At 52.7% G+C, this 25,994-nt stretch carries 20 protein-coding genes; 8 read left to right on the top strand and 12 right to left on the bottom strand.

Annotation, left to right across the window (positions count from 1 at the left end; all coding sequences use genetic code 11):
* The 6 genes from ACQKE4_RS06620 to ACQKE4_RS06595 form a co-directional block, all read right to left on the bottom strand.
* Positions 1 to 1,920 carry an AAA family ATPase gene (locus ACQKE4_RS06620; RefSeq protein ID WP_427387472.1) on the bottom strand — a complete coding sequence of 640 codons (1,920 nt, stop codon included), beginning with the start codon at positions 1,918 to 1,920 and terminating at the stop codon, positions 1 to 3.
* A 13-nt stretch (positions 1,921 to 1,933) separates the two neighbouring features.
* Positions 1,934 to 4,099 (bottom strand): restriction endonuclease subunit S, encoded by a 2,166-nt coding sequence (locus tag ACQKE4_RS06615; protein WP_427387471.1) that lies wholly within the window; start codon positions 4,097 to 4,099, stop codon positions 1,934 to 1,936.
* Positions 4,100 to 5,146: a PDDEXK nuclease domain-containing protein gene (locus tag ACQKE4_RS06610; RefSeq protein ID WP_427387470.1), complete on the bottom strand. Its 1,047-nt coding sequence runs from the start codon at positions 5,144 to 5,146 to the stop codon at positions 4,100 to 4,102.
* Positions 5,143 to 6,924 (bottom strand): type I restriction-modification system subunit M, encoded by a 1,782-nt coding sequence (locus tag ACQKE4_RS06605; RefSeq protein ID WP_427387469.1) that lies wholly within the window; start codon positions 6,922 to 6,924, stop codon positions 5,143 to 5,145. Before ACQKE4_RS06605 ends, ACQKE4_RS06610 begins: the two co-directional genes overlap by 4 nt.
* A 21-nt stretch (positions 6,925 to 6,945) precedes the next feature.
* Entirely contained in the window at positions 6,946 to 9,390 is a 2,445-nt protein-coding gene (gene hsdR, locus ACQKE4_RS06600; protein WP_427387468.1) for an EcoAI/FtnUII family type I restriction enzme subunit R, read from the bottom strand.
* Positions 9,391 to 9,695: 305 nt separating this feature from the next.
* The gene (locus tag ACQKE4_RS06595) at positions 9,696 to 10,574 is read right to left on the bottom strand and encodes a YicC/YloC family endoribonuclease (protein ID WP_427387467.1); all 879 of its coding nucleotides are present in this window, start codon (positions 10,572 to 10,574) and stop codon (positions 9,696 to 9,698) included.
* Between the two features lie 134 nt (positions 10,575 to 10,708).
* Between ACQKE4_RS06595 and rph the strand changes: the two genes are divergently transcribed.
* Positions 10,709 to 11,458 carry a ribonuclease PH gene (gene rph / locus ACQKE4_RS06590; protein WP_427387466.1) on the top strand — a complete coding sequence of 250 codons (750 nt, stop codon included), beginning with the start codon at positions 10,709 to 10,711 and terminating at the stop codon, positions 11,456 to 11,458.
* A gap of 92 nt (positions 11,459 to 11,550) precedes the next feature.
* On the opposite strand, the gene ACQKE4_RS06585 is transcribed toward rph, so the two are convergent.
* On the bottom strand, positions 11,551 to 12,318 hold the full coding sequence (locus ACQKE4_RS06585; RefSeq protein WP_290837757.1) for an exodeoxyribonuclease III: 768 nt from the start codon (positions 12,316 to 12,318) through the stop codon (positions 11,551 to 11,553).
* A gap of 141 nt (positions 12,319 to 12,459) precedes the next feature.
* Between ACQKE4_RS06585 and pyrE the strand changes: the two genes are divergently transcribed.
* The 4 genes from pyrE to rep are packed head-to-tail and all read left to right on the top strand — an operon-like array spanning position 12,460 to position 16,281.
* Positions 12,460 to 13,131, top strand: a complete 672-nt coding sequence (gene pyrE, locus ACQKE4_RS06580) for an orotate phosphoribosyltransferase (protein WP_427387465.1) — start codon at positions 12,460 to 12,462, stop codon at positions 13,129 to 13,131.
* 47 nt (positions 13,132 to 13,178) lie between these two features.
* Entirely contained in the window at positions 13,179 to 13,733 is a 555-nt protein-coding gene (locus ACQKE4_RS06575; protein WP_427387464.1) for a YfaZ family outer membrane protein, read from the top strand.
* Between the two features lie 5 nt (positions 13,734 to 13,738).
* The gene (gene trmL / locus ACQKE4_RS06570; protein WP_427387463.1) at positions 13,739 to 14,224 is read left to right on the top strand and encodes a tRNA (uridine(34)/cytosine(34)/5-carboxymethylaminomethyluridine(34)-2'-O)-methyltransferase TrmL; all 486 of its coding nucleotides are present in this window, start codon (positions 13,739 to 13,741) and stop codon (positions 14,222 to 14,224) included.
* Positions 14,221 to 16,281, top strand: a complete 2,061-nt coding sequence (gene rep, locus ACQKE4_RS06565; protein WP_427387462.1) for a DNA helicase Rep — start codon at positions 14,221 to 14,223, stop codon at positions 16,279 to 16,281. Before trmL ends, rep begins: the two co-directional genes overlap by 4 nt.
* A 124-nt stretch (positions 16,282 to 16,405) precedes the next feature.
* On the opposite strand, the gene ACQKE4_RS06560 is transcribed toward rep, so the two are convergent.
* The gene (locus ACQKE4_RS06560) at positions 16,406 to 17,230 is read right to left on the bottom strand and encodes a c-type cytochrome (protein WP_427387461.1); all 825 of its coding nucleotides are present in this window, start codon (positions 17,228 to 17,230) and stop codon (positions 16,406 to 16,408) included.
* 196 nt (positions 17,231 to 17,426) lie between these two features.
* A complete protein-coding gene (locus ACQKE4_RS06555) occupies positions 17,427 to 18,356 on the bottom strand; it encodes a GNAT family N-acetyltransferase (protein ID WP_427387460.1) in 930 nt (309 codons plus the stop codon).
* A gap of 211 nt (positions 18,357 to 18,567) precedes the next feature.
* Here ACQKE4_RS06555 and ACQKE4_RS06550 point away from each other — a divergent pair, with 211 nt between their 5' ends.
* From ACQKE4_RS06550 to ACQKE4_RS06540, 3 genes are all read left to right on the top strand, one after another.
* Positions 18,568 to 19,248 carry a response regulator transcription factor gene (locus ACQKE4_RS06550; RefSeq protein ID WP_427387459.1) on the top strand — a complete coding sequence of 227 codons (681 nt, stop codon included), beginning with the start codon at positions 18,568 to 18,570 and terminating at the stop codon, positions 19,246 to 19,248.
* Complete coding sequence (locus ACQKE4_RS06545) at positions 19,245 to 20,645, top strand: ATP-binding protein (protein WP_427387458.1); 1,401 nt, start codon at positions 19,245 to 19,247, stop codon at positions 20,643 to 20,645. The genes ACQKE4_RS06550 and ACQKE4_RS06545 overlap by 4 nt, the downstream gene beginning before the upstream one ends.
* Before the next feature lie 125 nt (positions 20,646 to 20,770).
* Positions 20,771 to 21,370: a CBS domain-containing protein gene (locus ACQKE4_RS06540; RefSeq protein WP_427387457.1), complete on the top strand. Its 600-nt coding sequence runs from the start codon at positions 20,771 to 20,773 to the stop codon at positions 21,368 to 21,370.
* A gap of 88 nt (positions 21,371 to 21,458) precedes the next feature.
* Here ACQKE4_RS06540 and nhaD read toward each other — a convergent pair whose 3' ends face one another.
* From nhaD to ACQKE4_RS06525, 3 genes are all read right to left on the bottom strand, one after another.
* Positions 21,459 to 22,925: a sodium:proton antiporter NhaD gene (nhaD, locus tag ACQKE4_RS06535; protein ID WP_427387456.1), complete on the bottom strand. Its 1,467-nt coding sequence runs from the start codon at positions 22,923 to 22,925 to the stop codon at positions 21,459 to 21,461.
* Between the two features lie 144 nt (positions 22,926 to 23,069).
* Positions 23,070 to 23,954 (bottom strand): SMP-30/gluconolactonase/LRE family protein, encoded by an 885-nt coding sequence (locus ACQKE4_RS06530; RefSeq protein WP_427387455.1) that lies wholly within the window; start codon positions 23,952 to 23,954, stop codon positions 23,070 to 23,072.
* Positions 23,955 to 24,163: 209 nt separating this feature from the next.
* On the bottom strand, positions 24,164 to 25,963 hold the full coding sequence (locus tag ACQKE4_RS06525; protein WP_427387454.1) for an IlvD/Edd family dehydratase: 1,800 nt from the start codon (positions 25,961 to 25,963) through the stop codon (positions 24,164 to 24,166).
* Positions 25,964 to 25,994 lie beyond the last annotated feature (31 nt).

Here is a 25,994-nt window from a genome sequence, read left to right as displayed (position 1 = left end):
TTACACCTTCAACTTCTCAGCCAGCTCTTGCGCGAGCAATGACAAATCATCCATACGTTGGGCTTTTACTAGCTGCTCCATGATTTTCTCGGCCTTAGCATTTTGTTCGTTTAACTCATCTTCGCTAAGTAGTTTATCAAGCGGCTTGCTGCGCACTTTGTACATTTGCTCGATAAAGAGCTGATACATCGGATCGCGATATTCTCGTGAGAACCCTAAATCATCAAGGCGAACCACTAGGTAATGAAGTTCTTGCTGCTCCTCATGACTCAAACCTTCATGCTTGCGTTTCGCAAGCAAATCGTTACGACGTTGCAGCATGTTCAAAGTGTGGTGGTCTAGAGTAGAAGGCAAACCAAACATCTCACTTTTTAACAAACCAGATACACCCATCCCTTGAGGATCTTCAACAGGTGGCTCGATCAATGTTTCACCATCGCTTTTACTAATAATGTGAACCTGTTCTTTTCTCAGTGAACCAACCATCATCGGGTCGTGAGTGGTGATCAGGATTTGCGATTCACCTTGCATCAATGAATTCTTTCCAGAACTTAAAACGCCTTCAATATCGTCAAAGTAGCGTAATTTCCAGATAGGGTTTAAGTGAGTGTCGGGTTCATCTAATAAAAACAAACAGTGGTCTTCACGGGTGATGCGCATCAGGCCAAGTACAGTGAGCATTTGCAGCTCGCCTTCGGAGAGTTGGGTGAAACTCACTTTGCCGCCGTGCTCGTCTCGTTTTTTCACGGTGATGCGTACTTCGTCAATCAAATCGCCGATATAAGCACCTTCGGCATAACGGAAAAAGCTATCTGGCCCACCAACCAGTTCGCCCAGTTCTTTGAGTTTTTTGTTGTTCGGCACATAGAGGTACAGCTGCTTTTGCTTTTCGGTACGGCCGCGAAAATCAATTTGTTTACTAACTTCCTGCTCGATGGGTGCCCAGGCCACTTGCCAGAGTTTTTCCAGAAACTCACTGACCACATTGCCACGGGCATACCAAAAGCGCGGATCACCCTCAATCAGTTCATGTTCGTCAAACTTGCCGCCACGGCGTTTTTCGCGCAGCCGGTGGGGCTCTTTGAGTACAAACAGAGCGGACTCCAGTGATTCGATATGCAGATTATTCAGTACCTTTTGAAATACCGGGTCGTCGGATAGCAAACAGGCTAGCAGCACCAACTGGCTGTGCCCGCCCCGGCAATAAAACAGACGGCGTAATCGGTCATCACCTAATCTTTCTCGCCGCTTTTGGCGTTGCTCTTCAGCTCGGTCGAGAAATTTAGCTCTTTGTTCTTCAAATGGCTTGAGTTCATCTTGTATTGCCTGATACTCAGCTTGCTCCTCTTCACTCATTTCATTAACTGATTTCCCTTCGAACTTTCTGAGTTCGTCTTGGAGATCAATCATCCTCGGTGAGTTGGTATAGGCGTTCAGTTCTGAATCTGAAAAAACCTCATCAGTGGTGATTTCCTGTCGCTGATTAAAGCGCCGTTGATGCTCCTGAAATAACTGCTCAATGCGCTCATTTCGGCCTGAGTAGTAAGCAAAAATATGCGAAGGCAGCAGCTCACGATTTTTAAGCAGATAGCCTTGGGACTCGCTTTTGCCATCGATCCACACGTAGGGTCGTTTTTCGGCACCCGCTTCAATACGCACAATACGGCCACGAATTTCATATTCCAAGGTGTAGCCAAAGGCGGCTTCCCGATTGAGATCGACATCGCGAAACAGAGTGATCAGTGCCTCGATTAGATTGGATTTGCCGGTGCCGTTTTGGCCGATCAAGGCATGGCTGCGAATGCGTTTGGCAGGCTCATTCGTGGGCGCACCCGTGACCGGCTCCAGCTCGGTGGCAAAACTCACTTCCAAGTTGCGAAGGTTACGAAATTCCGGAATTTCAAGGTGTTTTAGTTGCATTTAAGGATATTCCTTAATCTTCTTGAAGGACTTTGCTCTCAGCTGGTGAGTGCTGAATGATCCATCCATTCTGGATTTCTAATTTGAGTTGTTCATCGAAGGCATTTTTGCTCTGTCCAAATTTTCGCCATAAGTCATTTTCATACATGGCTTCGCCATTCTCTTTTATCAGACGAATTAGTTTTGCTGCTTTGTCTTCAAAACAAATTTTGTCTACGTTCAAATCATCCTTTAGCCATAAAACTGTAGGTTCTAACACCCAACCGTTAACCACTTCGGTTTTTAATTGCGCATAAAATTGGTCGATTGTTTTATCGAGCCCCCAGTGCTGCCATAAATCTTTGGCCCTCATTTCGCCGTTACGCCGAGCGAGAATAGTGGCCAGTGGTGCCTGGGCTTTGACATTGGGTGGCGCGCCCAAACGCACAGGAGACACTAGTTCAGTTTTCGGGGCTTTCATGGGCTCCTCCTCTTGCTCGATAGCGATACCGGTGAGGGCGGCAACTGCACTTGATACTAGGTTCGCTGCGATGCGTTGCTTCTTCGATAACTGTTCCTCAAAGCGATTACATACTTCAAACAGCGCATCGATGATTTCAACAATCGAGTCTTGCTCTTGCTTTGGAGGAACCGGAACCACTAGATCTTCAACGCCACCCACGCGCAAGTGCTTTACCGTCATTCCAATTGCAGCCTCCACCATGCGAGTCTGAAAACTGGGGCTTCTAATTACATAAAGCAGGAATCGATTATTAAATAACTCAGGAAATAACCGGATAAGCATTGTGCGCTGACCAAGGCATACTTTTTCACCCTCGGGCACAATTGCCGCTTCACCCATTGGAGCTTCCCTTGTAAAGAAAATATCACCGGCTTTAGGCGGCATTCTTCTTGCCCAATAGGAGAATGTTTCTTCGGTAATTTTTTTTGTATTGGCTAACTTCATTTCACCATTGCGAATATCAGTTGTTCTAATCAGGTGAATTCCACTCGCCACATAGGGTGCGGTCTTGTTGTGACAGTCCACAACAGCCTGAGAAATTTGCAAAAATGTCGCCCAAATCCAGTGTTCTGGTAGCCTAGTATCAGGAACATTGAACTGCTGCGTACGTAGTTTCCTAAGCATTTTCTGTGCTTCTTTTTTCTCCTGATCTTCGACTTCCTTTGACCAAGCAGCTCTTTGCTTCGATATCGTCTCCAACAGTTCAGTGCCCGTCGAGTCATGACGCTGCTCAATATCAGACAGATTGCCCGATACGGCTAAATCGAGTATTAATCCTCTGAAAGCGGCCACATCCTCCGGCGCGGAGAACAGTTGTCCGAAGTTGGCTTCCAGTCTTTCCCAGTTTTCTTGCAGCTCATGGGGGCTTTGGCTGGTGGCAACGGCTTGCAGGGTGACGCGGCGCAACTGGTTTTGCAGGGTGCGGCGTTGTTGCTGCTGCGCCTCCAACTGATCGCATAAGGCCATCAGCTCATCGACTTTGGCGACGATGCGGGATTGTTCGTCAGTTGGCGGCAAGGCTGCGGGAAGAGCAAGCAGTTTATCCTGTTTGATGCCTGAAACTGTTGTTCCTGTACCACTAACTTCTCGAGTTTTATACAGAATCACAAAGAAATCAGCATTTACTTCTTGCGGTAATTCAAGTGCTTTTAAATCTTGATTTATCGCCAGCGGCACACGATTCACTGCAACTTTCCCTAATCCCATTCGTGTACAAACGATAATTCTTCCAGCCGGGATTAAATTGGTCGAACTGTTTTTTAGCCCATCCTCGGTAATGTGATCTTGCGTACTGTCTAAAAACTTAAAATCCTTCAAGTCCTTTACACTAGCCCAAGGGATATCGCCCGCCCAATAACTAGGATTATTCTTGGAAGGTGTGCCCCCTCCTGTAATAGTTAACGCCAAATCTCCAAGCCGACATGCGGCCCAATGTGCTGGAATCTTGATGTTTGAACGTAAAACAGGTTCTTGCGCTGCAATGACTTTCCTAGTTTCAAGGTGCTCGCGCTTTTTCCTAAGGATGGATTCGAGCAACGGAGAAGCATCTATTGGATTATCAACTGAAATTAAGTCACCAGACGCCGCCAGATGCAAAATCAACTCCCGCAACCGCGCCACGCTCCCCGGTGCGTTGGCGATATGACCAAACTCAGCCAAAAACTGCTGTGCGTCCATTTAGTTATCCTCCCCACGGTTGTCCAGTCGCGCCCGTGAGCGTTCAATGGCCTGATGCAATTTAGCTTGTAGTACTTCTTTGGGGGGTAAAGCAGTCAAATATTCAGCGACATGGATGCCGCTGGCATCCAACTCTAAGAGTTCGATTTGCTCCTGCTTTTTACCGCTGCACAGAATAATACCCAACGGCGCAGCTTCGCCCGCTTCCTGTTCATGCTTGGCAAGCCAACGCAGATACAACTCCATTTGGCCTTTGTGCTCGGCTTTAAAGTCGCCCAGTTTCAAGTCAATAGCGACCAACCGTTTCAGCCGGCGGTTGTAGAACAATAGGTCGATGTAAAAATCATCGTTGTCGATCTGGATGCGTTTTTGTCGTGCGACAAAGCTAAAGCCGGCTCCTAGCTCCAACAGAAATTGCTCCAGATCACGCAGAATAGCGTCTTCCAGATCTTTTTCCAGGTAGCGGTCATTCAGGCCCAAAAAATCGAGAACGTAAGGGTCTTTAAGCACTAGGTTTTGGCTCAGCGAGCCTGTTTGGCGCAGGTTGGCTAATTCTTGCGTTAGCAACATTTCAGGTTGTTTAGACAGGGCGGTTCGCTCAAACAGCAGGGTGTTTTTTCTTTCCCGCAATTGGCGCACACTCCAGCTCTCCTGCGCGCACATCTGACTGTAAAAGTCGCGCTGAAGCGTATCTTTTAGGTAAATCAGCTCTAAAAAATGGCTCCATGACAATTGTCTCGACAGTGTCGAGACAATCTGCCCAGCGGGGTAAGTCTCGGCAAAGCGCAGCATGTGGCGCAGGTTTTTGGCAGAGAAACCGCGGCCATACTCCTGCTCTAATTGTCTCGACAGTGCAGAGACAATTTGCTCGCCATAGGCAGCACGTTCACCCTGAAGCACTTCATGGTGAATACGCTGGCCAATTTGCCAGTAGAGGATCGTTAGTGCGCTGTTGACGGTCGTGGCCAGTTGTTGGCGACCCTGCTCAATCAGCGTGCGGATATCACCAAGCAGTTGTTGGTCGGTCGGTAAAGCTGGCTTGCTCATGCGTCTTCTGCCTCTGGGCTAAAGTGATGGGCAAGGGCTGCCGCCAGTTCGCTTTTGAGCTGGTTTTCGGTTTCTTCAATTTCACCCAAGAGTTGTTTGTATTTGACCAGTAGCTCATCAGGGTCGTGGCTTTCTTCTTCAGGGCCATTCGGATTTTTAATATCCAAATTAAAGATGGGCCAATAAATACGGTCGCCTGCGGACTGCTCGTCGCGGGCTTTTAAGCGCAGCGTTTCACTTTCGCTGCGCAAGCTTTCCATTTCATCGTCCACGCTTTGGCGTTGTGTTTTATCGTTGTTTCCTTTAATAGAGCCACGCAAGTCGCGAATGCGGTTTTCCAATGCGCTGGCTTGGTTATTAAGCTGCTCAGCATTATCCCAATGCGGTTTGGCAGCAGCTTCGGCCTGTTCGCGCTTGGTTTTAAAATCGACCCTCCAAGCGAATTCGTTTTCCTCACGGCTGGCAAAGTCATCGCTTTCATCGCCCCACCAGTCTTGCTCGGGTTTAAATTCTTCCAGGCGTATGGGTTTGGTTTTGCTATAGCTTTTGTAGCCCGGCGGATAGGGGTGTTCGTAAAACCAAATGGTGTCGGTGTGGAAATGCTCGCTGCCATCATCTACCCGCGTACCTTTGGTAAAAAACAGCAGGTTGGTTTTGATAGTTGTGTAGGGAGCAAATACACCTTTGGGTAGCCGGATAATGGTGTGCAGTTTGCATTCTTGCAGCAGCAGCTTTTTTAAAGTTCCTTTAATGCCATCACCAAACAAAAAACCATCGGGCAGAACTACGGCGGCCCGACCGTTTTCTTTTAGAAGCTTTTTGATAATCAGCGCCATAAACATATCGGCGGTTTCGCGGGTTTTTAAATCGGCCGGGTAGTCGCTGCCGACGCCGTCGTCTTCATAGCCGCCGAAGGGCGGATTGGTGATAATGCAGTCCACCTTGTCGTTGGCACTCCACTCGTTCCAACCAATGCCAAGGGTATTTTTGTGTTCAATCTGACTGGGCACATCAATGCCGTGCAATAGCATGTTAGTGGTGCAGAGCAAGTGCGGCAGTTGCTTTTTCTCAATGCCACGAATCAACAGTTCAATGGCGTGCTTGTCTTCGGCGCTCGACTTCGAGGTAAGCTGGTTGCGTAAGTGGTCAATGGCGGCGGTTAAGAAGCCGCCTGTGCCGCAGGCTGGATCCATCACGGTGTCACGCTTGTCTAATCGCGGGTTAACGCGATCAGCCATAAAAGCGGTGATAGCGCGTGGTGTATAAAATTCACCGGCATTACCTGCGCCGCGCAGATCGTTTAGCAGTTGCTCGTAAACATCACCAATCTGCGAGCGCGTCGTGAAGTCGTGAAAATTAATGGCTTCTTCAAGCTTTTCGATCACCGCCAGCAACTGGGTGCCAGACTTCATGTAGTTGTTGGCATCTTGAAAGACGCTGCGAATGACCTTGTGTTGTGGGCTGGCGTTGGCGTCCAGCTCTTTCAGCGCCGGGAATAATTGATTGTTAACAAAGCCGACGATATCCGAAGGGGCCATTTTATGGGATTTTTTGCCTTGGCCGTCGTTATTCATCTTGGCCCAATTGCGCCAGCGAAACTCTTCCGGCAGTGGTGATTGATAGTTGGCGTTATCGTCTTCCCACTCTTCCTCGCGCTGGTCAAACACTTTTAAAAAGAGCAGCCAAGTGAGCTGACCCAAGCGCTGCGCATCACCATCGACGCCATCGTCTTTGCGCATGATGTCTTGAATGGATTTTATGGTGCTGCTGAGATTCATTAGGTTTTCCAGTACTCGTCGTTAAGCGCTTTGGTCGTCGTAAAGCGCTTGTTCTAGTTCGTGAATAGCTTGGGTGTACTGCTCGATACCACCGAATATGCCGCGGCGAATTTGGGTTTTACTACCGAACTGGTCGAAGGGTGGTAGCTCCAGTACTTTGGCATCTTCAATATCTTGCACGCCGTGGTGAGCAAATTTTTCCAGCAGGACTTCGAGCACGACGCGGGCTTGTTCGCCGTATTTACCGAACACATCGCGTTTTTTCACCTTGTTAGCACGTTCACGCCGGGTGAGAGGCTTTTGGTTAAAAGCGACATGAGCCACCAGATCAAAAGCGTCCAGCTCACTGCCGTTGGGAACAGCTTGCTGCAATATCTCCAGCGGTATCCCATGTTCGGCAAGTTCTTTCAGCACCACTTGCTTACGCTCGGCCCCATTCCAACGGCGCAAAAAGTCGGTGAGGTTGCCAAATTCAGCCTGCAGGGCTTTTTGAATATCGGCTTTGAGTAGGACTCGGTAGTCGTCAGTAATCAGTTTGCCGTCGGCGTCCAGATACTGTTCGAGTATCACAGCGACCCGAACGTTGACATCCCCGATCACGTATTTGGTGCGGCCTTCTCTCTCTCCAGTATTGCGGCCATCATCAAACCCGCCGGTTGTGCCGGTATCGTAAGGTGGAGGCTCCACTTCACCAATACCAGAGGTGCCTGTGATATCGGGTGGCAGATCTTCCGGCGGTAGTTCGTCAGGGGGGATTACCGGGTCATCAGGCTTGGGTTCATAAATGACGACGGGGTCTCCATCGAAATCCGGATCAGCAAACAGTCGTGTGGCACCCTTGAAGTCCATGATGGCGAAGTAGAGCTTTTGGTAATCCTCGCGTAGGCGAGTGCCACGACCAATCATTTGTTTAAATTCGGTCATGGAATTGATGTTTTGATCGAGCACAATCAGCTTGCAGGTTTTGGCATCTACCCCGGTAGTAAGCAACTTAGATGTGGTGGCAATAACCGGATAGGGCTCGTCGTTATCAATAAAGTAGGAAAGCTGGGCTTTGCCTTCATTATCGTCACCGGTAATGCGCATCACATAGCGGCGGTTACTGGCAGCAGCGGGAATCAGTTTTACCAGTGCTTGACGCATACGCTCGGCGTGATCTTGATCGTCACAAAAGACAATCGTTTTGGCCATGGGGTCGGTGGCTTTCAAATACTCCCAAACTCTTCTGGCCACCAATTCGGTGCGTTTTTCCAACACTAAGTTGCGATCAAAATCTTTGGTGTTGAACTGGCGCTGTTCCACCAATTGGCCGAGTTTATCGACCTTCCCTTTTTCGGGTGTGTAGCCCACGGCATCCACGTCCGTGGCTATACGGATCACTTTGTAAGGAGCTAGAAAGCCATCTTCAATTCCCTGTTTGAGCGAGTAGGTGTAAATGGGGTCGCCAAAGTAGGTGGTATTGCTGATGTCTTTGGTTTCTTTCGGCGTGGCGGTTAAACCCAGATGGGTGGCGCTGCCGAAATACTCTAATATATCACGCCAAGCAGAATCATCCGCTGCGCTGCCACGGTGGCACTCATCAATCACGACCAGATCAAAAAAGTTTGAGGGAAACTGGCGGTAGATTTGTTTCCACTCTTCTCGGCCGGTCACAGCCTGATAAAGAGCAAGGTAGATTTCGTAGTTCTTTTTGGCTTCTCGATTAGTGACCTTGTGCATGACTTCGCCAAAGGGGGCAAAGTCTTGTTGCATGGTTTGATCCACCAAAATGTTGCGGTCGGCCAAAAATAAAATGCGTTTTTTGGCTTTGGCTTTCCATAAACGCCAGATGATTTGGAAGGCAGTGTAGGTTTTTCCGGTGCCCGTTGCCATAACAAGCAGCACACGCTGCTGGCCTTTAGCAATTGCTTCGATGGCGCGATTAATGGCAACACGCTGGTAATAACGGGGCTCTTTGCCACTACCATCGCTATGAAAGGGTTCCTCGACCAGTTTTACCGCTTCCGGCGCTACTAAGCCTTTCCATTGCTGATACAGAGGCCACAAATCTGCCAGGGATGGCAACTCATTGAGTGAGATCTCTCGTTCGATAGGCTGAGTAATGCCGGTGCGATCATGCAGCAAAAAACCTGCTCCGTTGCTGCTGATAGCAAAAGGGGCATCTAGCATTTCGGCATAGGTCAGTGCCTGCTGCATGCCGTGGCCGACTGAAAATTTTGATTGTTTAGCTTCAATAACGGCAATGGGCACGCCGGGGCTGGCGTAAAGCACATAATCAGCGCGCTTGGGGCCGCCCTTTGCATTAGGATTTTTCACCCGCGCAGCCAGCTTTCCCCGCACCATAACGCGCCCATCGGTAAGGTTCACTTCTTCCCGAAACTGATTCTGTTGCCAACCCGCCTGCAGAATGGCTGGCGTGATGAACTTGGTGCAGATGTCTCGCTCGCTGAGCTGGTGTTTATCCATCGAGATGCATCCCTTTATTTGTGCTTATGGTCATCGTAATCTGCCACACCGCCGCGCATCCGCTCATCTACCTCTGGTAAAAACAATAAATGTACGTTTTTCCATTGGGCTAGAATTTGCCATTGTTGAATTGCTTCCTCCACACAATGTGGAGTGGCCATTAGCTAATTGAGTAGACAGCGGCATTGATTGATATATGAGCCAGAGCGCTTGCACATTGTCGCATTGACTTAGATCGGGATAGAAGGTGAATTGCCCTTACCCTTTCAGCAAGACCAATACTTCTCAGCAAGGCCAATACTTCATTACTCAATATTCTGAATCTGCTCCCGCATCTGCTCGATCAGCACCTTCAACTCCACCGCGCAGCGAGTCGTCTCAGCCACCACCGATTTAGACGAGAGCGTATTGGCTTCGCGGTTGAGCTCTTGCATCAGGAAGTCCAACCGGCGGCCTTTGGGGCCTTTCTGGGCGAGCTGGTGGCTTACTTCTTCGATATGCGCCGTCAGGCGGTCTAGCTCTTCATCTACATCGGCTTTTTGCGCTACCAATACCAGTTCGGCTTCCAAGCGTTGCGGGTCGAGCTCAGTTTTGGCGATTTCCAGCCGCTCTAGTAGTTGGGCGCGTTGGCGCTCTAGAATCTGTGGCAACAAGCTGCGCACGGTGGCGACCTGTTCGCTGACGGCCGTCAGGCGAGTAGTAATCATCTCCGCAAGCTTTTCGCCTTCGCGGGCGCGGGCGTCAATCAGCTCATTCAGTGCTTGGTCAAACAGTGTTTTGGCGGCGGCTTTGATGGCATCTTGATCGAGGTGCTGGGTTTCCATCACACCGGGCTGGTTGAGTAGCGCCAGCGTGGTGGGCGGCACGGCGCTGGGCACTTGCTGCTGTATGGCCGCTAGTGCATCGGCAATTTCTTTCAGGCGCTGGGCGTTCACGGCAGGCGCTTGTGCGGTGTCGGCACTCTCGAATCTTACGCTGCATTCAACTTTTCCACGCGCCAAGCGGGTGCGCAGCGCTTCGCGCAGTACCGGCTCTAAATCACGCAGGCTTTCGTGCAGGCGAAAATGGGGCTCTAAGTAGCGCTGATTCACCGAGCGGATTTCCACCTGCAGGGTGCCGAAAGGGGCTGCCTGCTCGGTGCGGGCGAAGGCGGTCATGCTGTGTACGCGGCTGGAAGCGGCCATGGTTTTTCCTATTAATAAATAGCGGTTCATAAAGCATTGCCACCAGTCTACCCGATAGGCCAATAAGCGCGCGCCCAGACGTGTACAATGGGCGGCTTTTCCTTGTAATTCGTTTATTGTGAGAGGTGTTATTTGTGAGCAGTGCTAAGCGTCCTGACGTTGTTCGCCCTAGTGGTCGCCAGCCTGACCAGCTTCGTGAGATTCGCCTGACCCGCGACTTCACTCGCCATGCGGAAGGCTCTGTACTGGTGGAGTTTGGCGATACTAAAGTGCTGTGTAACGCCAGTGTAGAAGCCACTGTGCCGCGCTGGCTGCGTGGCAAGAATCAGGGCTGGGTAACGGCTGAGTACGGCATGCTGCCCCGCGCGACGCATTCGCGCAGTAATCGGGAAGCGACCCAAGGCAAACAAGGTGGCCGCACCCTGGAAATTCAGCGCTTGATTGGCCGCAGCTTACGCGCAGCGGTGAATTTGAAAAAGCTGGGTGAGTTCACCATCACCGTGGATTGCGATGTGATCCAGGCTGACGGCGGCACCCGCACTGCTGCAATTACCGGTGGCTGCGTGGCGCTGGTGGACGCCATTCGCTACCTGCAGCGGGAAAAGAAGATCAAGGGCGACCCCTTCAAGCAGCTGGTCAGCGCCATTTCCGTGGGTATTTACAAGGGCGTGCCGGTGCTGGACCTGGACTACCCGGAAGACAGTAAAGCCGATACCGATTTGAACGTGGTGATGACCGAAGGCAGCGACTTAATTGAAGTGCAGGGCACCGCCGAGGCAGGCGCATTTAGTCGCGCTGAGTTGAACGCTATGCTCGATTTGGCTGAAAACGCGGGTAATCAGTTGCGTGAGCAACAGCGTGAGGCGTTGGGTATTCGCGGTTAAACGTGAATGCCTGCCATAATGCAACAAGCCGACCCTAGAGTCGGCTTGTTGCGTTATTACCCAGGACGCGGGAAAAATTCGCTGGTTAGTGCTTAGAGCGCTAGGTCGTACTCAATGATCAGCGGTGCGAACTCGGAGAAGGTCGCATCGTAATCAATCCACGCGTCAACCACATGACGGCGGAAGTTGGGGCCGACTAACTGATAGTCGATCCGCCAGCCTTCTTGGCGTTCACGGGGCACGTCTTGGTCAAGCTTCGGCCACCAGGTGTACTCACCTGCATCGCGATTAATTTCGCGGAAGGTGTCGATAAACCCGGTGGGGCCAAGCACCTGATCCATCCAGGCGCGCTCTTCGGGGCGGAAGCCTGAGGTCAGTTGGTTATCCGACCAGTTGGCCAAATCGACGGTTTTATGGGCAATATGCCAGGTACCGCAGAGGATGTATTCGCGGCGTTTGCGCGACATCTTCGTCAGGTACTCTTGGTACTGATCCATAAACGCCTGTTTGGCTTTTTGGTCACTTCCGTCAGGCATCAAGAAGGAGACGATACTGAAGCGTTCATAATCCGCCTGCAGAAAACGTCCTTCATGATCACACTGAGGGAACCCAAGGCCATACATAATCGCCTTGGGGATTTTGCGACAATAAAGCGCCACACCGGAGAAACCATCCTCTTCAGCATCCAGAAAATAGCCTTCATAGCCTTCCGGATAGAGAATGTGATCTCCCAGTTCGAAGCTTTTTGCCTTGATGTTCTGCACGCAGACTACGTCGACATCCTGCTGAGCCAGCCAGTCCAGGAAGCCACGATCAACGGCATCACGAATACCATTGACATTGATGCTGGCAATTTTCATAAATCGTCCCTTTTGCGTCGCTGCTGTATGATACCCGACGTTTAGACGTTTGGGTAAAGGCAGCGACTAAAACTTGCCATTTACCCCACTTTTATTGTTGCTTTCGTGCCGATTTAAACCTACAGCCTAGTGAGGAATGCCGTGGCTACCACTCTACAACCCTACCAGCGCGACTTTATTGCCTTTGCCATTGAGCAAGGCGTGCTTAAGTTTGGCGAGTTTACGCTTAAATCCGGCCGTGTCAGCCCTTACTTTTTCAACGCCGGGCTGTTTCAAACCGGTCGCGCGCTGGCCAAGCTGGGGCGTTTTTACGCTCAGGCGATTGTCGATAGCGATTTAAATGCCGACGTTCTGTTTGGCCCAGCGTATAAAGGTATTCCGCTGGCGGCGGTGACAGCAGCAGCTCTGGCAGACCATCACGACCTGGATATGCCCTACTCCTTCAACCGTAAAGAGGCCAAAACCCACGGTGAAGGCGGCAATATTGTTGGCGCGGCGCTTTCTGGCAATATTTTAATTATTGACGATGTGATTACCGCAGGCACCGCTATCCGTGAAGTGATGACACTGATTGAGCAGAGCGGTGCGCATGCTGCGGGCGTTATTATCGCCCTAGATCGTCAAGAGCGCGGTCAGGGCGAACAGAGCGCCATTCAGGAGGTGCAGGCCCAGTATGGCATGCCGGTGATTAGCATTGTTACCCTTGAGCAAGTGTTAGAATATCTTGAAGATCAGAATGGGCACGAAATGCTGGCACGCGCTGCGGCAATTCGTGACTATAGACGTTGCTATGGTGTGGGTGGGAAGCAGTAATATCTACCCCCCTTGGGTGAACCCAATCAATAAAGAGTATTGATGTTATGCACAGAAAAATCACCTTGATGACCATCGCCCTTGCCACACTGTTTTTTGGTCAGCAGACCTATGCCCTGAGTGTAGCCGCTAGCGCTGGCAACAACAGCTATGGCGTTGAAGCCAGCCAGCGCCTGCTTCCCACACTGCGCGGCTCGATTGGCTATATGCATTCCGATGACAGTGGTCGTCATGCTGATATCTACTCAGCTTCCTTAATGTTTACACCTCCACTGCCCGTTCTCGACCTCTCTGTCGGCACTCGCTATCAGTATATGGATACGGGGTTCGGTAGTGGCGGTGGTTTTGGTCTAGCGGGATCTGCGTTTGTGCCTACGCCTATCCCACTCACTAGCATTGGGGGCTTTGGCTCTTATACGCCTGACGCTTTCACACACGGCAACCTAGAAGAAAGCTATGAATTTGGTGTCCAGGCGCGTGTCAATTTATTTAGCCAAACATACCTGCATGGTGGCTACCGTTATTTCCGCACCGAATTCGAGGGGCAAGGCAGTCAGACGCTCGATAGTGGCCCAGTGTTCGGCATCAGTGCTGGGTTTTAATTTCCATGCTCGATATCGTTCTTTATCAGCCGGAAATTGCCCCGAATACCGGCAACTTAATCCGCCTCTGTGCTAATACTGGCTTTCGTCTGCATCTCATCGAACCGCTTGGTTTTACGCTTGATGACAAGCGTTTACGGCGAGCCGGGTTGGATTACCATGAGTGGGCCCAGGTTAAATGCCATGTTAGCTGGCAGGCCTTTTTAGAGGAGGCCAAGCCAACGCGGGTGTTTGCCATATCAACGCGCGGTCAAACAGGCTATCACGAACCCTCGTATACTGAGGGCGACGCACTGGTATTTGGTCCCGAAACTCGCGGCCTTCCGCAACCAATGCTGGATGCGCTACCGGCATCCCAACGTTTGCGCATTCCCATGTTACCCGATAGCCGTAGCCTTAATCTCTCAAATGCCTGTGCGGTACTGGTTTTTGAAGCGTGGCGGCAGCTCGATTTTGTCGGTGCCAGCCCGTTCGACAAGAACCTAGCATGAGCACCACCAGTATCACTCAGCGCATTAAGCGCCTTAATCCTCGTCAGCAGGAGGCGGTGCGCTATATTGATGGCCCCTGCTTGGTACTGGCAGGCGCAGGTTCCGGTAAAACCAGCGTTATCACCACCAAAATTGCTTACTTGGTTCAAGCGTGTGGAATGAGCGCGCGCAAGATCGCCGCGGTTACCTTCACTAATAAAGCCGCTCGTGAGATGAAGGAGCGTGTGGGCCAGATGCTCCATGGCAAAGAGGGCCATGGGCTGACGGTGTCTACCTTTCACACTCTGGGGCTGAATATTATCCGCGGCGAGCTTAAAACCCTGGGCTATAAATCGGGCTTTTCGCTCTTTGATCCGGAAGATGCCAAGGCGCTGCTGCGGGATTTGATGAACAAAGACGCCCAGGTGGATGCCGAGCAGATCAACGCCGTGCAGAGCAAAATTTCTACCTGGAAGAACGAGTTAGTACTACCCAGTGATGCACTTTCGTTTGCTGCGGATGATGATGAGCACTTTGCCGCTCGGGTGTATGAAGCTTACGTGCGCCACTTAAAAGCCTACAACGCGGTGGATTTTGATGATCTTATTCTGCTGCCAGTCGTGCTACTTCAGCGCGACCCTGAGGCGCTAGAGCGCTGGCGGCGCAAAATCCACTATATGCTGGTGGATGAGTATCAGGACACCAATGTCTCCCAGTACTTGTTGGTGAAGCTACTGATGGCTGAGCGCTCCACCTTTACCGTGGTGGGCGATGATGATCAGTCAATTTACGCTTGGCGCGGCGCCCGCCCTGAAAACCTGATTACTCTTGGGGAGGATTTCCCGCGCTTAAACGTCATTAAGCTGGAACAGAACTACCGCTCTACCGCCACTATATTGCGCGCGGCCAACACGCTCATCGCTAATAACCCCCACGTTTACGACAAAACGTTATGGTCAGAAATGGGCGACGGTGCGCCTATTCGGGTGATTGTGAATCGCCACGAAGAGGCCGAATCGGAACGGGTCGCCAGCGAAATGCTGACTCGGCGCATTAAGGAAAAAGCCGAGTGGCGCGATTTTGCGGTGCTTTATCGTGGCAACTTCCAGGCCCGGCTATTAGAACTCAAGCTGCAGCACTATCAAATTCCTTACAAACTCTCAGGCGGCACGTCGTTTTTCTCACGCAATGAGATCAAAGACACCATGGCTTATCTTCGCTTGTTGATTAACCCCGCCGATGACAACGCCTTTTTACGTATTGTGAACGTGCCGCGCCGTGAGGTTGGCCCCGGTACGGTGGAGAAACTAGCCAACTACGCCACCGAGCGCTCAATTTCGCTGTTCGCTGCCTGCCATGAGCTTGGCCTGGAGCAGCAGTTGCCAACGCGTTCGGTAGAGCGGCTATCACGCTTTACTCACTTTATCGATGGCGTGCGTAAGCGCATGGATCAGGGCGATGCGATTGCCGCCATTCGCGATATGCTGCGGGATATGGATTACGAGGCGTGGCTGTATCAAAACGCTAGCGCGCCTACCGTCGCTGAACGACGCATGGGCAACGTGTGGATATTGATCGACCAATTAGAAAAGTCACTCAACCGCGACCCGGAAGAGGATACTGCGTCAACTGAGACGGAAACCGATGGCGTCGAAGCCGCTATCTCGCGCTTGGTACTGCGCGACATTCTGGAACAGCAGGCAGAAGAGGATGACTCGGATAGAGTGCAGCTGCTCACCATGCACGCCTCCAAAGGGCTGGAGTTCCCGCATGTTTATTTGATGGGGCTAGAGGAAGACCTGCTGCCCCACCGCAACGCCATTGAAGTAGGCACCGTGGAGGAAGAGCGGCGCTTGGCCTATGTGGGTATTACCCGGGCGCGGCGTACGCTGACGTTGACGCTTGCCCGCCAGAGAAAAGCCTACGGTGAGCTGATGGACTGCGCGCCCAGCCGCTTTTTAGAAGAGTTGCCGGCTGAAGATTTGGAGTGGGAAGGTCGCGCAGATAAAGAAGACCCGGAGAAAAAGCAGGCCCGCGGTAAAGACGCCATTGCTGGTCTGCGCTCGCTGCTGGGATAGATACTATTAGTGACCTATGAAGGCAACAAAACAGGCAAAAAAATATCCACAGGGCGTCCATCAAAACACCCTGTGGATAAGATAGTTAATCTACCTAATATCTCGCGATATAGCGCTATTTAGATTACTCGACCTCAGCAATCATATGATCAACGATCGCTTCTACTTCTTCATCAGAAAGGTTCGGATTGCCGCCTTTGGCGGGCATGGCGCCAATGCCGTTGATCGCGCTGGCATATAGCTCATCGGTACCTTTATCTAAACGATCGGCCCATCCATCTGCATCGCCCATGGCCGGTGCGCCAGCAACGCCGTTGTCATGGCACGCTGCGCAACCAGAGCTTGCATAAAGTGCTGCACCGTCTAAATCGCTTGCTCCACCGTTCGCTTCTTCAGCAGCTGCTACATCTTCTTCCGTAGCGGTCTCTTCAGTAGCCGCCATATCTTCTTCAGAGGAGGCGGCTTCTTCCGTTGCGGCATCATCATCATCGCCACCGCTAAGCTCCGGCACATCCATCACCGGCTCAACAAGGTAAGCAGTAGCGGCTTCAACTTCTTCATCGGAAAGGTTGGGGTTACCACCGCGGGCAGGCATGGCGCCAATACCGTTAATGGAGTGTTCCAACAGCGTGGCAAAGCCCTGCTCTGTACGCTCTGCCCAGGCGGCTTCATCACCGCGAACCGGCGCACCTGCCGCGCCAGTTTCGTGGCACGCCATACACACCTGGTTATAGATACCGCCGCCATCAACGCCACCGCCATTACTGGCGCTTTCGCTAGGCGGTGCTGCCGCCGTTCCACAGTCTTCACCTTGTAAACAGAGTTGCCCTACCGGCGCCAACCGCTCGGCAATCGCATCACGTGCGGCATCGTCTTGGGCATACACATAGGATGTACCCGCCATGACGCCGAGGGCCGCCAGCCCGCTCATGATCAGCTTAGCTTTCACTCTCACCACCTCTTGAGTATTGTCATAAAACTGTTGTTCTCAACCCCTTTGCGCTGCAACACCATCATTGATCATGCGCGGCCGAGACGCCAAGACGTGCTTATTTAACTAGTATAACGGCAACGCAAAGCGCAACAAAATGCTACTAAGCGCGCCTATGCCCCCAGCGGCTGCTATTTATGCCTTTTTTAAACGGTTAACGCCCCTGGTTACTTGTCCAAGCGAATAAGCGCTGCTGGGCATAGCATTTAAAACCTGCCTGCTTATAAAGCTGCTTGGCAGGTAAATTGAGTTTATCGACCGCTAGCATAACCTCTTCTATACCCGCATGTTGGGCAAGCTGCAGCGCCTGATTTAACAGCGCACGACCAAGCCCTCGGCCGCGCCATTTGGGCGCAAGCCCCATGAGCAGAAGCTCCCAGCGGCCTAACGCCTCACGAGGCGCCAGCAACAGTACGCCCACAAGCACCTGTTGATAACGGATAGCGTACCAGTGTCGTGGCGCTTGTGGGTCTTGCTGATAAAAACCCACTAATAATTCTTCAACCGAGAGTAGGTCGCGTAGCGTGCTGCTATCCAGCGAATCCTGCCCCACCGCAGCCAACAAGGCGAGCTGCTCAACGTTGGAAAGCAGACTAAACGGCTGTAACGATAAGGGAGTACTTCCATTTAGCGCTAAACGCAGGTCGCAGCGACCCGTTAAATACTCTAAATGGGCTAACGGTTGCATGCCGTGTGCAAGCAAAAGCGCTTCTGTTTGGTGCGACTGAGGGGAAACTTCCACGTGGCATAAGCGGATATTATGCGTTGTTACCCATTGGTAGGCCGCGCGCAAAAGCGCGTCAACATGCTCTGCTTCCACGCTAGGTAACGGCAACCATAGCTGCGCCATGTTCATAGGCAGGCGCTGCACCCAGACTGCGCCCGTAATCTGCCCTGCCTTGTAGCTTACCCAGAGTCCATCCCAGTCGGCTTCAGGTGCATTCAACATCGTCTTCAAGGCGGTGCTGAGCGCTGCTTGACACTCGGGGTCATGGGCAGCAGAAAGCTGTACCAGTGCTTCGCGCCGTTGGGCTGGCGGGCAGGGAGCAGCGAATAGAGATGTAGAGTGGTGCTGGTGCGTCATAGGTACTGGAGTGTCATAGGTACTGGAGTGTCATAGGTACTGGAGTGTCATAGTTAACCGAATACAGAGCTGCCGAAGCAGTGACAAAGCGTGCTACGTTATTAATATACAGCGTATAAGCCTATCCTGACTGGCTAAACCTACTAACGCCACCCTTAACGTGCCCTAAAGGTTTAAGCGGCGATTGACCTAAAGGAGTGATTACCCTGCCATGCGCATATTGTTAGTAGAGGATGATCCCAGCTTGGCTTCCGGTATCCGCTTGGCATTAAAGCCCGAGCACTTCACGGTGGATCACCTTAGCGATGGTGTTAGTGCCGTAGCCGCGCTTAAAGAAGGTGAACCCTTTGATGCGGTGATTCTTGATCTGGGTTTGCCACGCTTAGATGGCATGCAGGTATTAGAAGCCGTTCGCCGTCAGGGCAGTCGCGTACCTATTTTAGTGCTGACCGCACGGGACGCCGTGGATGACCGTATCGCCGGATTGGATGCGGGTGCCGACGACTATCTCACCAAGCCATTTGAAGTCGCTGAATTAAAGGCACGCCTGCGGGCACTGCTGCGCCGGAGCAATGGTCAGGTGAATAGCGCGCTTGAGTGTCGCGGTATTCATCTTGACCCATTAACCATGCGGGTCAGTTACCAAGGCCAACCCGTCGTACTATCGCGCCGCGAATTGACCCTGCTGCAAGAGTTTATGAGCCACCCTGGGCGAGTATTTACCCGCGACACCTTAACCCGCTTGGTTTACGGCTGGGAGGAAGACGTAGAGAGCAATGCCATTGAGGTTCATGTGCATCATCTGCGCCGTAAATTTTTTCCAACGCTTATTCGCACCTTGCGCGGCATTGGCTATGTCATGGATAAAGCGGAACAGGATGAGCACGCATGACCTCTATCCGCCGACGCACGCTGGGCCTGGCGCTACTGGTATTTGGCCTCAGCATGCTGGTGATTGGGTTTATCAGCTATCGCTATGCCGCCCATGAAATCGAAGAGCTTCATGATGCCAGCCTGACGCAGAACGCGCGTTTACTAGAAGGTTTATTGCAAGCGTCGTTGCCCGACGAGTATCACGGTGTGTTGCTGGAAAGCCTGGAAATTGCGCTTGAGCGGGCCGAACAAACCAACACTCGCTTTGCAGGGCCCCCCTATGAAAGCAGGTTGGCTTTTCAGCTATGGGAAGATGACCGCCTGATTCTACGTTCTGCCAGTGCCCCCGAGTCTTCCTTGGCGGATCATCCGCCTGGATTCACAAGCCAGCATGTCGACGGATACGATTGGCGCATTTATGTATTGGAAGTGGCTAACGCCAATCAGCGGATTGTGGTCAGCGAACGTGAAGACGTGCGCGGAGAAATTATTCGAGCGGTTGCCCTGCGCACGCTGATGCCTGACTTGATTGGCCTGCCACTTCTCACCGCCCTATTGTGGTGGTCTATCGGCTGGGGGTTAGCACCGTTGTCGCGGATGGCTGAGCAGATTCGCAGTCGCGATCCACAAAACTTACAGCCCCTAACGCTCACCCCTCTTCCTCAAGAGCTAAGCACTATCGCAGGAGCCCTTAACCGATTATTAGAACGACTTAAGCAGATGCGGATACGCGAAAAACGCTTTATCGCCGATGCCACCCATGAGCTGCGCACGCCCTTAGCGGTGCTTGATTTGCACGCCCAAAATGCACTCACTACTGACAATGTGGAAGATAGACAAGAGGCACTCAGCCATCTGCGCAGTGGCGTTGCACGTTCGACCCGCTTAGTTACCCAATTATTGACGCTCGCACGCTTGGAACCTGAGGAAGAATCCCAGCCCGATTACCGCCACTCCCACCTGCTGCGTGAAGTGCGCGAAACTCTGGCCAAGCTTTCACCATTAGCCGCTGAGCGTGGCCAACAACTGTTATTAAATGCCGATGAGCGATCAGACTGGTTAATTTTGGAGGAGCCAGGCGCGATCGAAACAGTGATACAGAATTTAGTGGGCAATGCGATTCAACACTCGCCTCACCGCAGTAACATCAGCATCACACTCGCGACAACGCCGCAGGGCTTTCTACTCATGGTAGATGACCAAGGTCCTGGCATACCTGTCAATGAACGCACAAAAGCGCTGGAACGCTTTCAACGTGCAGGCCCCAGCGCTGGCTCAGGGTTAGGGCTTTCTATTGTTGAGCGGCTGGTGACACGCCATAGAGGCGCAATGCAGTTAGAAGATGCCCCCAATGGAGGATTACGCGTGCGCGTTAGCCTACCCTTCCCATCCAACGCTGATCGGCTGAGCGTTTAATGCCATTATTAAAGTTAGGACTCACTTAACTCTCTTAAGGTTGTGGTAAGAATTAAGTGCAACTGTGGTGTCACACGGCGAGCCAGATACGCACGGTTCGCCTTTTGCCACATGGAGGTCTCCTGATGAACCAAGTAACATTTTCGCCTAAACCATTAATCCAATTAGGCACTACACCTGTGTTAGCCATGCCAACGCCAAAGCGGCTATTACCCACTAGCCCCGCGATGGCTGTGCTTACCGATTTTTCTCAAGTGGTACCTCAATCAATCGACGCCAATACACCCATCGATGAGGCTCACCTGAAGATGCGCCACGGAGGCGTACGTCTGCTATTCGTCATGGATAGCCACGCGCACTGCATCGGCGTTATCACCTCTAAAGAAGTGATTGGTACCCGGCGCATCAACTTAGCCATGCAGCAGCGTAGTCTCACTCGCGCAGAAGTCACCGCAGAAATGATTATGACCCCATGGCATAAGCTCAGCGCCATGCCTATGTCACAACTAGGCTCATTAACGATTGAAGACCTAGTGATATCGATGGAAACGTTTACCGACCAACACTTATTAATCACCGAGCAAAACGATCAGCACGAACTTAGAATTCGCGGCATTATTTCAGCAAGCGATATTCAAAGTGCGGTAGGTAAAGAGATCAACCCTGTGCCTAGGGCAAAGAGCTTTGCCGACATCTGCCATGTGATCACCGGCCACGATCTATAGCCGTTAACCTCTGTATTGTTACACGCCCTATAGAAACGCCCCTCATTGATGATGCAATGAGGGGCGTTTTCAATTTGCTATACAACGCTTAAAACATCCCGGCGTTAATCCATAGATGCGCCGCGATGCTGGCGACATAACCCAATAAAATTGCTGGCACCCACCGTAGGTGTACAGCAAAGGTATAGATACCGCGAGCCTGACCCATTAGCGCAACCCCTGCTGCTGACCCCATCGAGAGCAGACTGCCCCCTACACCAGCGGTTAACGTGATGAGTAGCCAGTTACCCTCAGACATATCCGGTGCCATGGAGAGCACCGCAAACATCACCGGTATGTTGTCCACCACCGCCGAGATAAGCCCCAGCACCACGTTAGCCCATATAGGATTCCAATTGCCGTAGAGCGTTTCAGAAAGCAGGCTGAGATAACCCATAAAGCCAAGCCCCCCCACACACATCACGACCCCGTAGAAGAACAGCAGCGTATCCCATTCTGAGCGCGCAATACGGCTGAAAATATCAAACGGTACCACGCTGCCGAGTTGTTCCAGCTTCTTCCAATCACCCCGGCGAGAGTAGCGCTCACGCTTACGCTCTAATGAACGCGGCAAGCTACGACGCAGGTAATAACCAAAGAACTGCAGCAGGCCTAAACCAAACATCATGCCCATGGCGGGCGGCAAGTAGAGAATGGAGTGACACAGCACTGAAATCGCCACGGTAAGCAAAAACAGTAAGATAATTCGCCGCGCACCACGCTTAAGCCAGACATTCTCTTGTAACGCTGCAGGCTGGCGATTAACCAGAAAGAAATTCATGATCAGTGCCGGCACCATAAAATTCACCAGAGCAGGCACCAACAGCGCAAAGAAGCCACCGAAAGGCACTTGGCCTGCTTGCCAAACCATCAGCGTGGTGATGTCGCCAAATGGGCTAAAGGCGCCGCCAGCGTTGGAGGCCACTACTACGTTGACACAGCATAGGCCGATAAACTTATTATCGCCCTCGGCCACTTTAAGCACTACTGCGCACATCAGCATGGCGGTGGTCATATTGTTAGCAATTGATGAAATGCCAAATGCCATCACCCCAGTAATCCAGAACAGGCTGCGATAACTGAAGCCTTTGCGCACTAACCACGAACGCAGCGCATCAAACACGCGCCGCTCTTCCATGGCATTGATATAAGTCATCGCAACTAGCAGGAACAGCAGCAGTTCGGCGTACTCAAGCAGCGTTTCCCGGAAAGCGATTTCTGCTTCCTCAGGCATACCCGCCTGCACGTAAACCCAGGCAACTATTGCCCAAATAAGCCCCGCTGCGACCAGCACGGGCTTAGACTTACGCATATGCAGTAACTCTTCACTCATCACCAACGCATAGGCGAGCACGAAGATCACGACAGAAGAGATACCGGCTAGCGAAACAGTAAGATCAAGGGGCCCGGCGGCGGCATAAGAAAAGGTAGGAAATACCAAAAGACAGCAGACGAGCAACAACCAAGCGACTCGGCTTACATAATGCCGAGTTGCGAGGACGTTAGGTGGTTTCATGGCAGTATGATCCTGGCAGGGTGAGCGTCGCGTGAGAAAGAAGGAGTATCACCACGATGATAAGCAGGCTAAGTAGCTGCTGCAAGCTATCTCGTACACGCCGTGCGCTACAACGTAGCAACACTCCTGTTAGTAACGTTAAACTTAGCGCTGTGCGCTTGGCTCCACCAACCCTGGTGTTGCAACGCGCATGGTGAACAGGCTGCCCGCATCCGGGTAAGCCTGCTTTTCCTCGGCGGTGTGTAGATGCTGGGTGGCGGTGGTGATGTAGAGGCTACGCAGGTCGTCTCCGCCAAACGCTACCATGGTAGGGTGCGGGCAAGGTACGGCGTACTCTTCCACTAAGTCACCACTAGGCGAGAAGCGCACAATGCGGCCACCGCCATACAGCGCGCTCCAGTAGTAACCTTCGGCATCGACAGCGGCACCATCCGGTACACCGGGTAGGCCGAGCTGTTCCAGATCGACAAATACCTCACTTTGGCCTAGCTCTCCGGTTGCCACATCGAACGGATAGCGCAAAATACAGCGGGTGAGTGAGTCGGTGTGGTAAAGCCAGCGTTGGTCGGGGCTAAACGCCAGGCCATTGGAAATGCCCATGGCGGATAGGCGTTTTTCCAGCTTGCCATCTTCCAGGCAATACAGCGCCGCGGTGGGGCTGGCTTCATCACCGGCAATGGTGCCGACCCATAGCCGCCCGGCGGCATCGCAGCGGCCATCGTTGAAGCGGTTGCCTTGGGCGGCCCATTCGGCGTTGTCTGCCAGATGTTGCGTTTGCCCTTGTGGCGGCAGGTATTTCACGCCCGATGCGGCTGCCACGAGTAAGCCGGTTTCTGCCAGCGCGACACAGCCGACCTTCTCCCCCAGTGCGACGACGCTAGGCGCGTCACTCTGCTGGGTGCTCCAGCTATAGATGTTACCGTTGTTAATATCCACCCAGTGCAGCATTTGGTGCTTTGCCGACCACACCGGGCTTTCACCGAGGCTCATCTCCAGCTTAACGGCCACCTCAATTTTACCGTGTTGCATACTCTTTCCTTCTGACCGATAGACAGCGATTGATCCGAACAACCCTTGGCGGGGGCGCTGTGAACCCATCCTTGGGCGCTACTTTCGCCATCTGACCGCCATGGATGGCGGGAATGCCGGAATTGTTGGAAATATTTTCCGGCCATGGCGAAAGACCCCCACTACGGGTTGATTCGGATCATGCCATCACGTTTGAAACCGTTGATAACTTAATGGTTATCCCGCGGCGGGCTTACCCGCGCCACATCACGGTACTTGGAGGCGGGCTCCAATGTCATGCCGCGATCCAGCGGTTCCACCATGCTGCGCTGGATCTCTTGCCACGGCGTTTGGTGGCCGGGGTAGCGGTAGCCGCCCTGCTCTTCCAAACGCGCACGGCGGGCTGCCAGCTCGTCGGCGTCGGTCAGCAGTTGCACTTCGCAACGCTTAAGGTCTACCCGCAGCCGGTCACCCGTTTCCAGCAGCGCCAAGCCGCCGCCGGTTGCCGCTTCCGGTGAGGCATTCAGAATCGAAGGCGAACCCGAAGTGCCCGATTGACGGCCATCCCCCAAACACGGCAGCGATTCAATGCCTTGCTTAATCAACGCTTCCGGCGGCTGCATGTTGACGACTTCCGCGCCGCCCGGGTGGCCGACCGGCCCCGCGCCACGCATCACCAGAATGGTGCGCGCGTCGATATTCAGCGATGGGTCGTCAATGCGGGCGTGGTAATCTTCCGAGCCATCAAACACCACTACCTTGCCTTCAAAGGCTTCGGGGTCGTTGGGGTCATTCAGGAAGCGCTCGCGGAAATCGCTGGAGATCACGCTGGTTTTCATCAGCGCGGAATCAAACAGGTTGCCTTTCAGGTTAAGGAAGCCTGCATGGTCCACCAGCGGCTCGCTGTAGCGGCAAATCACGTTGGTATCCAGCGTTTCACGGCCTTGCAGGTTCTCGCCCATGGTTTGGCCATTCACCGTGAGTACATCGCCATGCAGCTTGCCAGCCTGTTGCAGCTCATGCATCACCGCAGGCACGCCACCGGCACGGTAGAACTCTTCACACAGGAAGGCACCCGCTGGCATCACATTCGCCAACAACGGGATTTCATGGCCGAATTGCTGCCAATCGTCGTTGGTTAGCTCAACTCCGGCATGGCGGGCAATCGCGTTAATGTGTACCGGCGCGTTGGAAGAGCCGCCCAGTGCCGAGCAGGTCACAATGGCGTTTTCAAACGCTTCGCGGGTCAGTACATCCAGCGGGCGCAGGTCTTCCCATACCATATCGACAATCCGCGTGCCGGTGTCGTAGGCCACCATGGCGCGCTCCTTGTAGGGCGCGGGAATTACGGCGGAACCGGGCAAACTCATGCCCAGCGCTTCGGCCATGGAGTTCATGGTGGAAGCGGTGCCCATGGTGTTGCAGTGCCCAACCGAGGGGGCGGAATCACTGGCGCGGGAGAGGAACTCGGCGTAGTCGATGTCGCCAGCGGCAAGGCGCTTGCGCAATTCCCAAATAATGGTGCCGGAACCCACGCGCTCGGCACCGCGCCAGCCGTTCAGCATCGGCCCGCCGGAAAGCACAATCGCCGGGATGTTCACCGTGGCCGCCGCCATTAGCGCCGCTGGGGTGGTTTTATCGCAGCCGGTGGTGAGTACCACGCCGTCTAACGGGTAGCCGTGCAGCACTTCGACGATGCCCAAGTAGGCGAGGTTGCGGTCCAGCGCGGCGGTAGGACGACGCACGTTTTCATGAATCGGGTGCATCGGGAATTCAAACGGCACGCCGCCTGCGGCGCGAATGCCATCTTTTACCCGCTTCACCAGCTCGATGTGGTGGCGGTTACACGGGGTAAGGTCCGAACCGGATTGGCAAATGCCGATAATCGGTTTGCCGCTGGCCAGCTCTTCCAGAGTGATGCCATAGTTCAAATAGCGCTCGATACACAGCGCCGTGGTGCCGGGGTGGTCGGGGTTGTCGAACCAGTAGCGCGAACGTAGCTGCTCGGAGGTGATCTTCTGTTTTCTCATTGAGGTGCTTCTCTATTTGAAAGCTAAATTT

Source organism: Halomonas sp. NPDC076908, assembly GCF_050269715.1.
Lineage (GTDB): Bacteria > Pseudomonadota > Gammaproteobacteria > Pseudomonadales > Halomonadaceae > Vreelandella.
The sequence above is the reverse complement of the archived record's forward strand: the minus strand, read 5'-3'. Positions and strand labels throughout refer to the sequence as shown.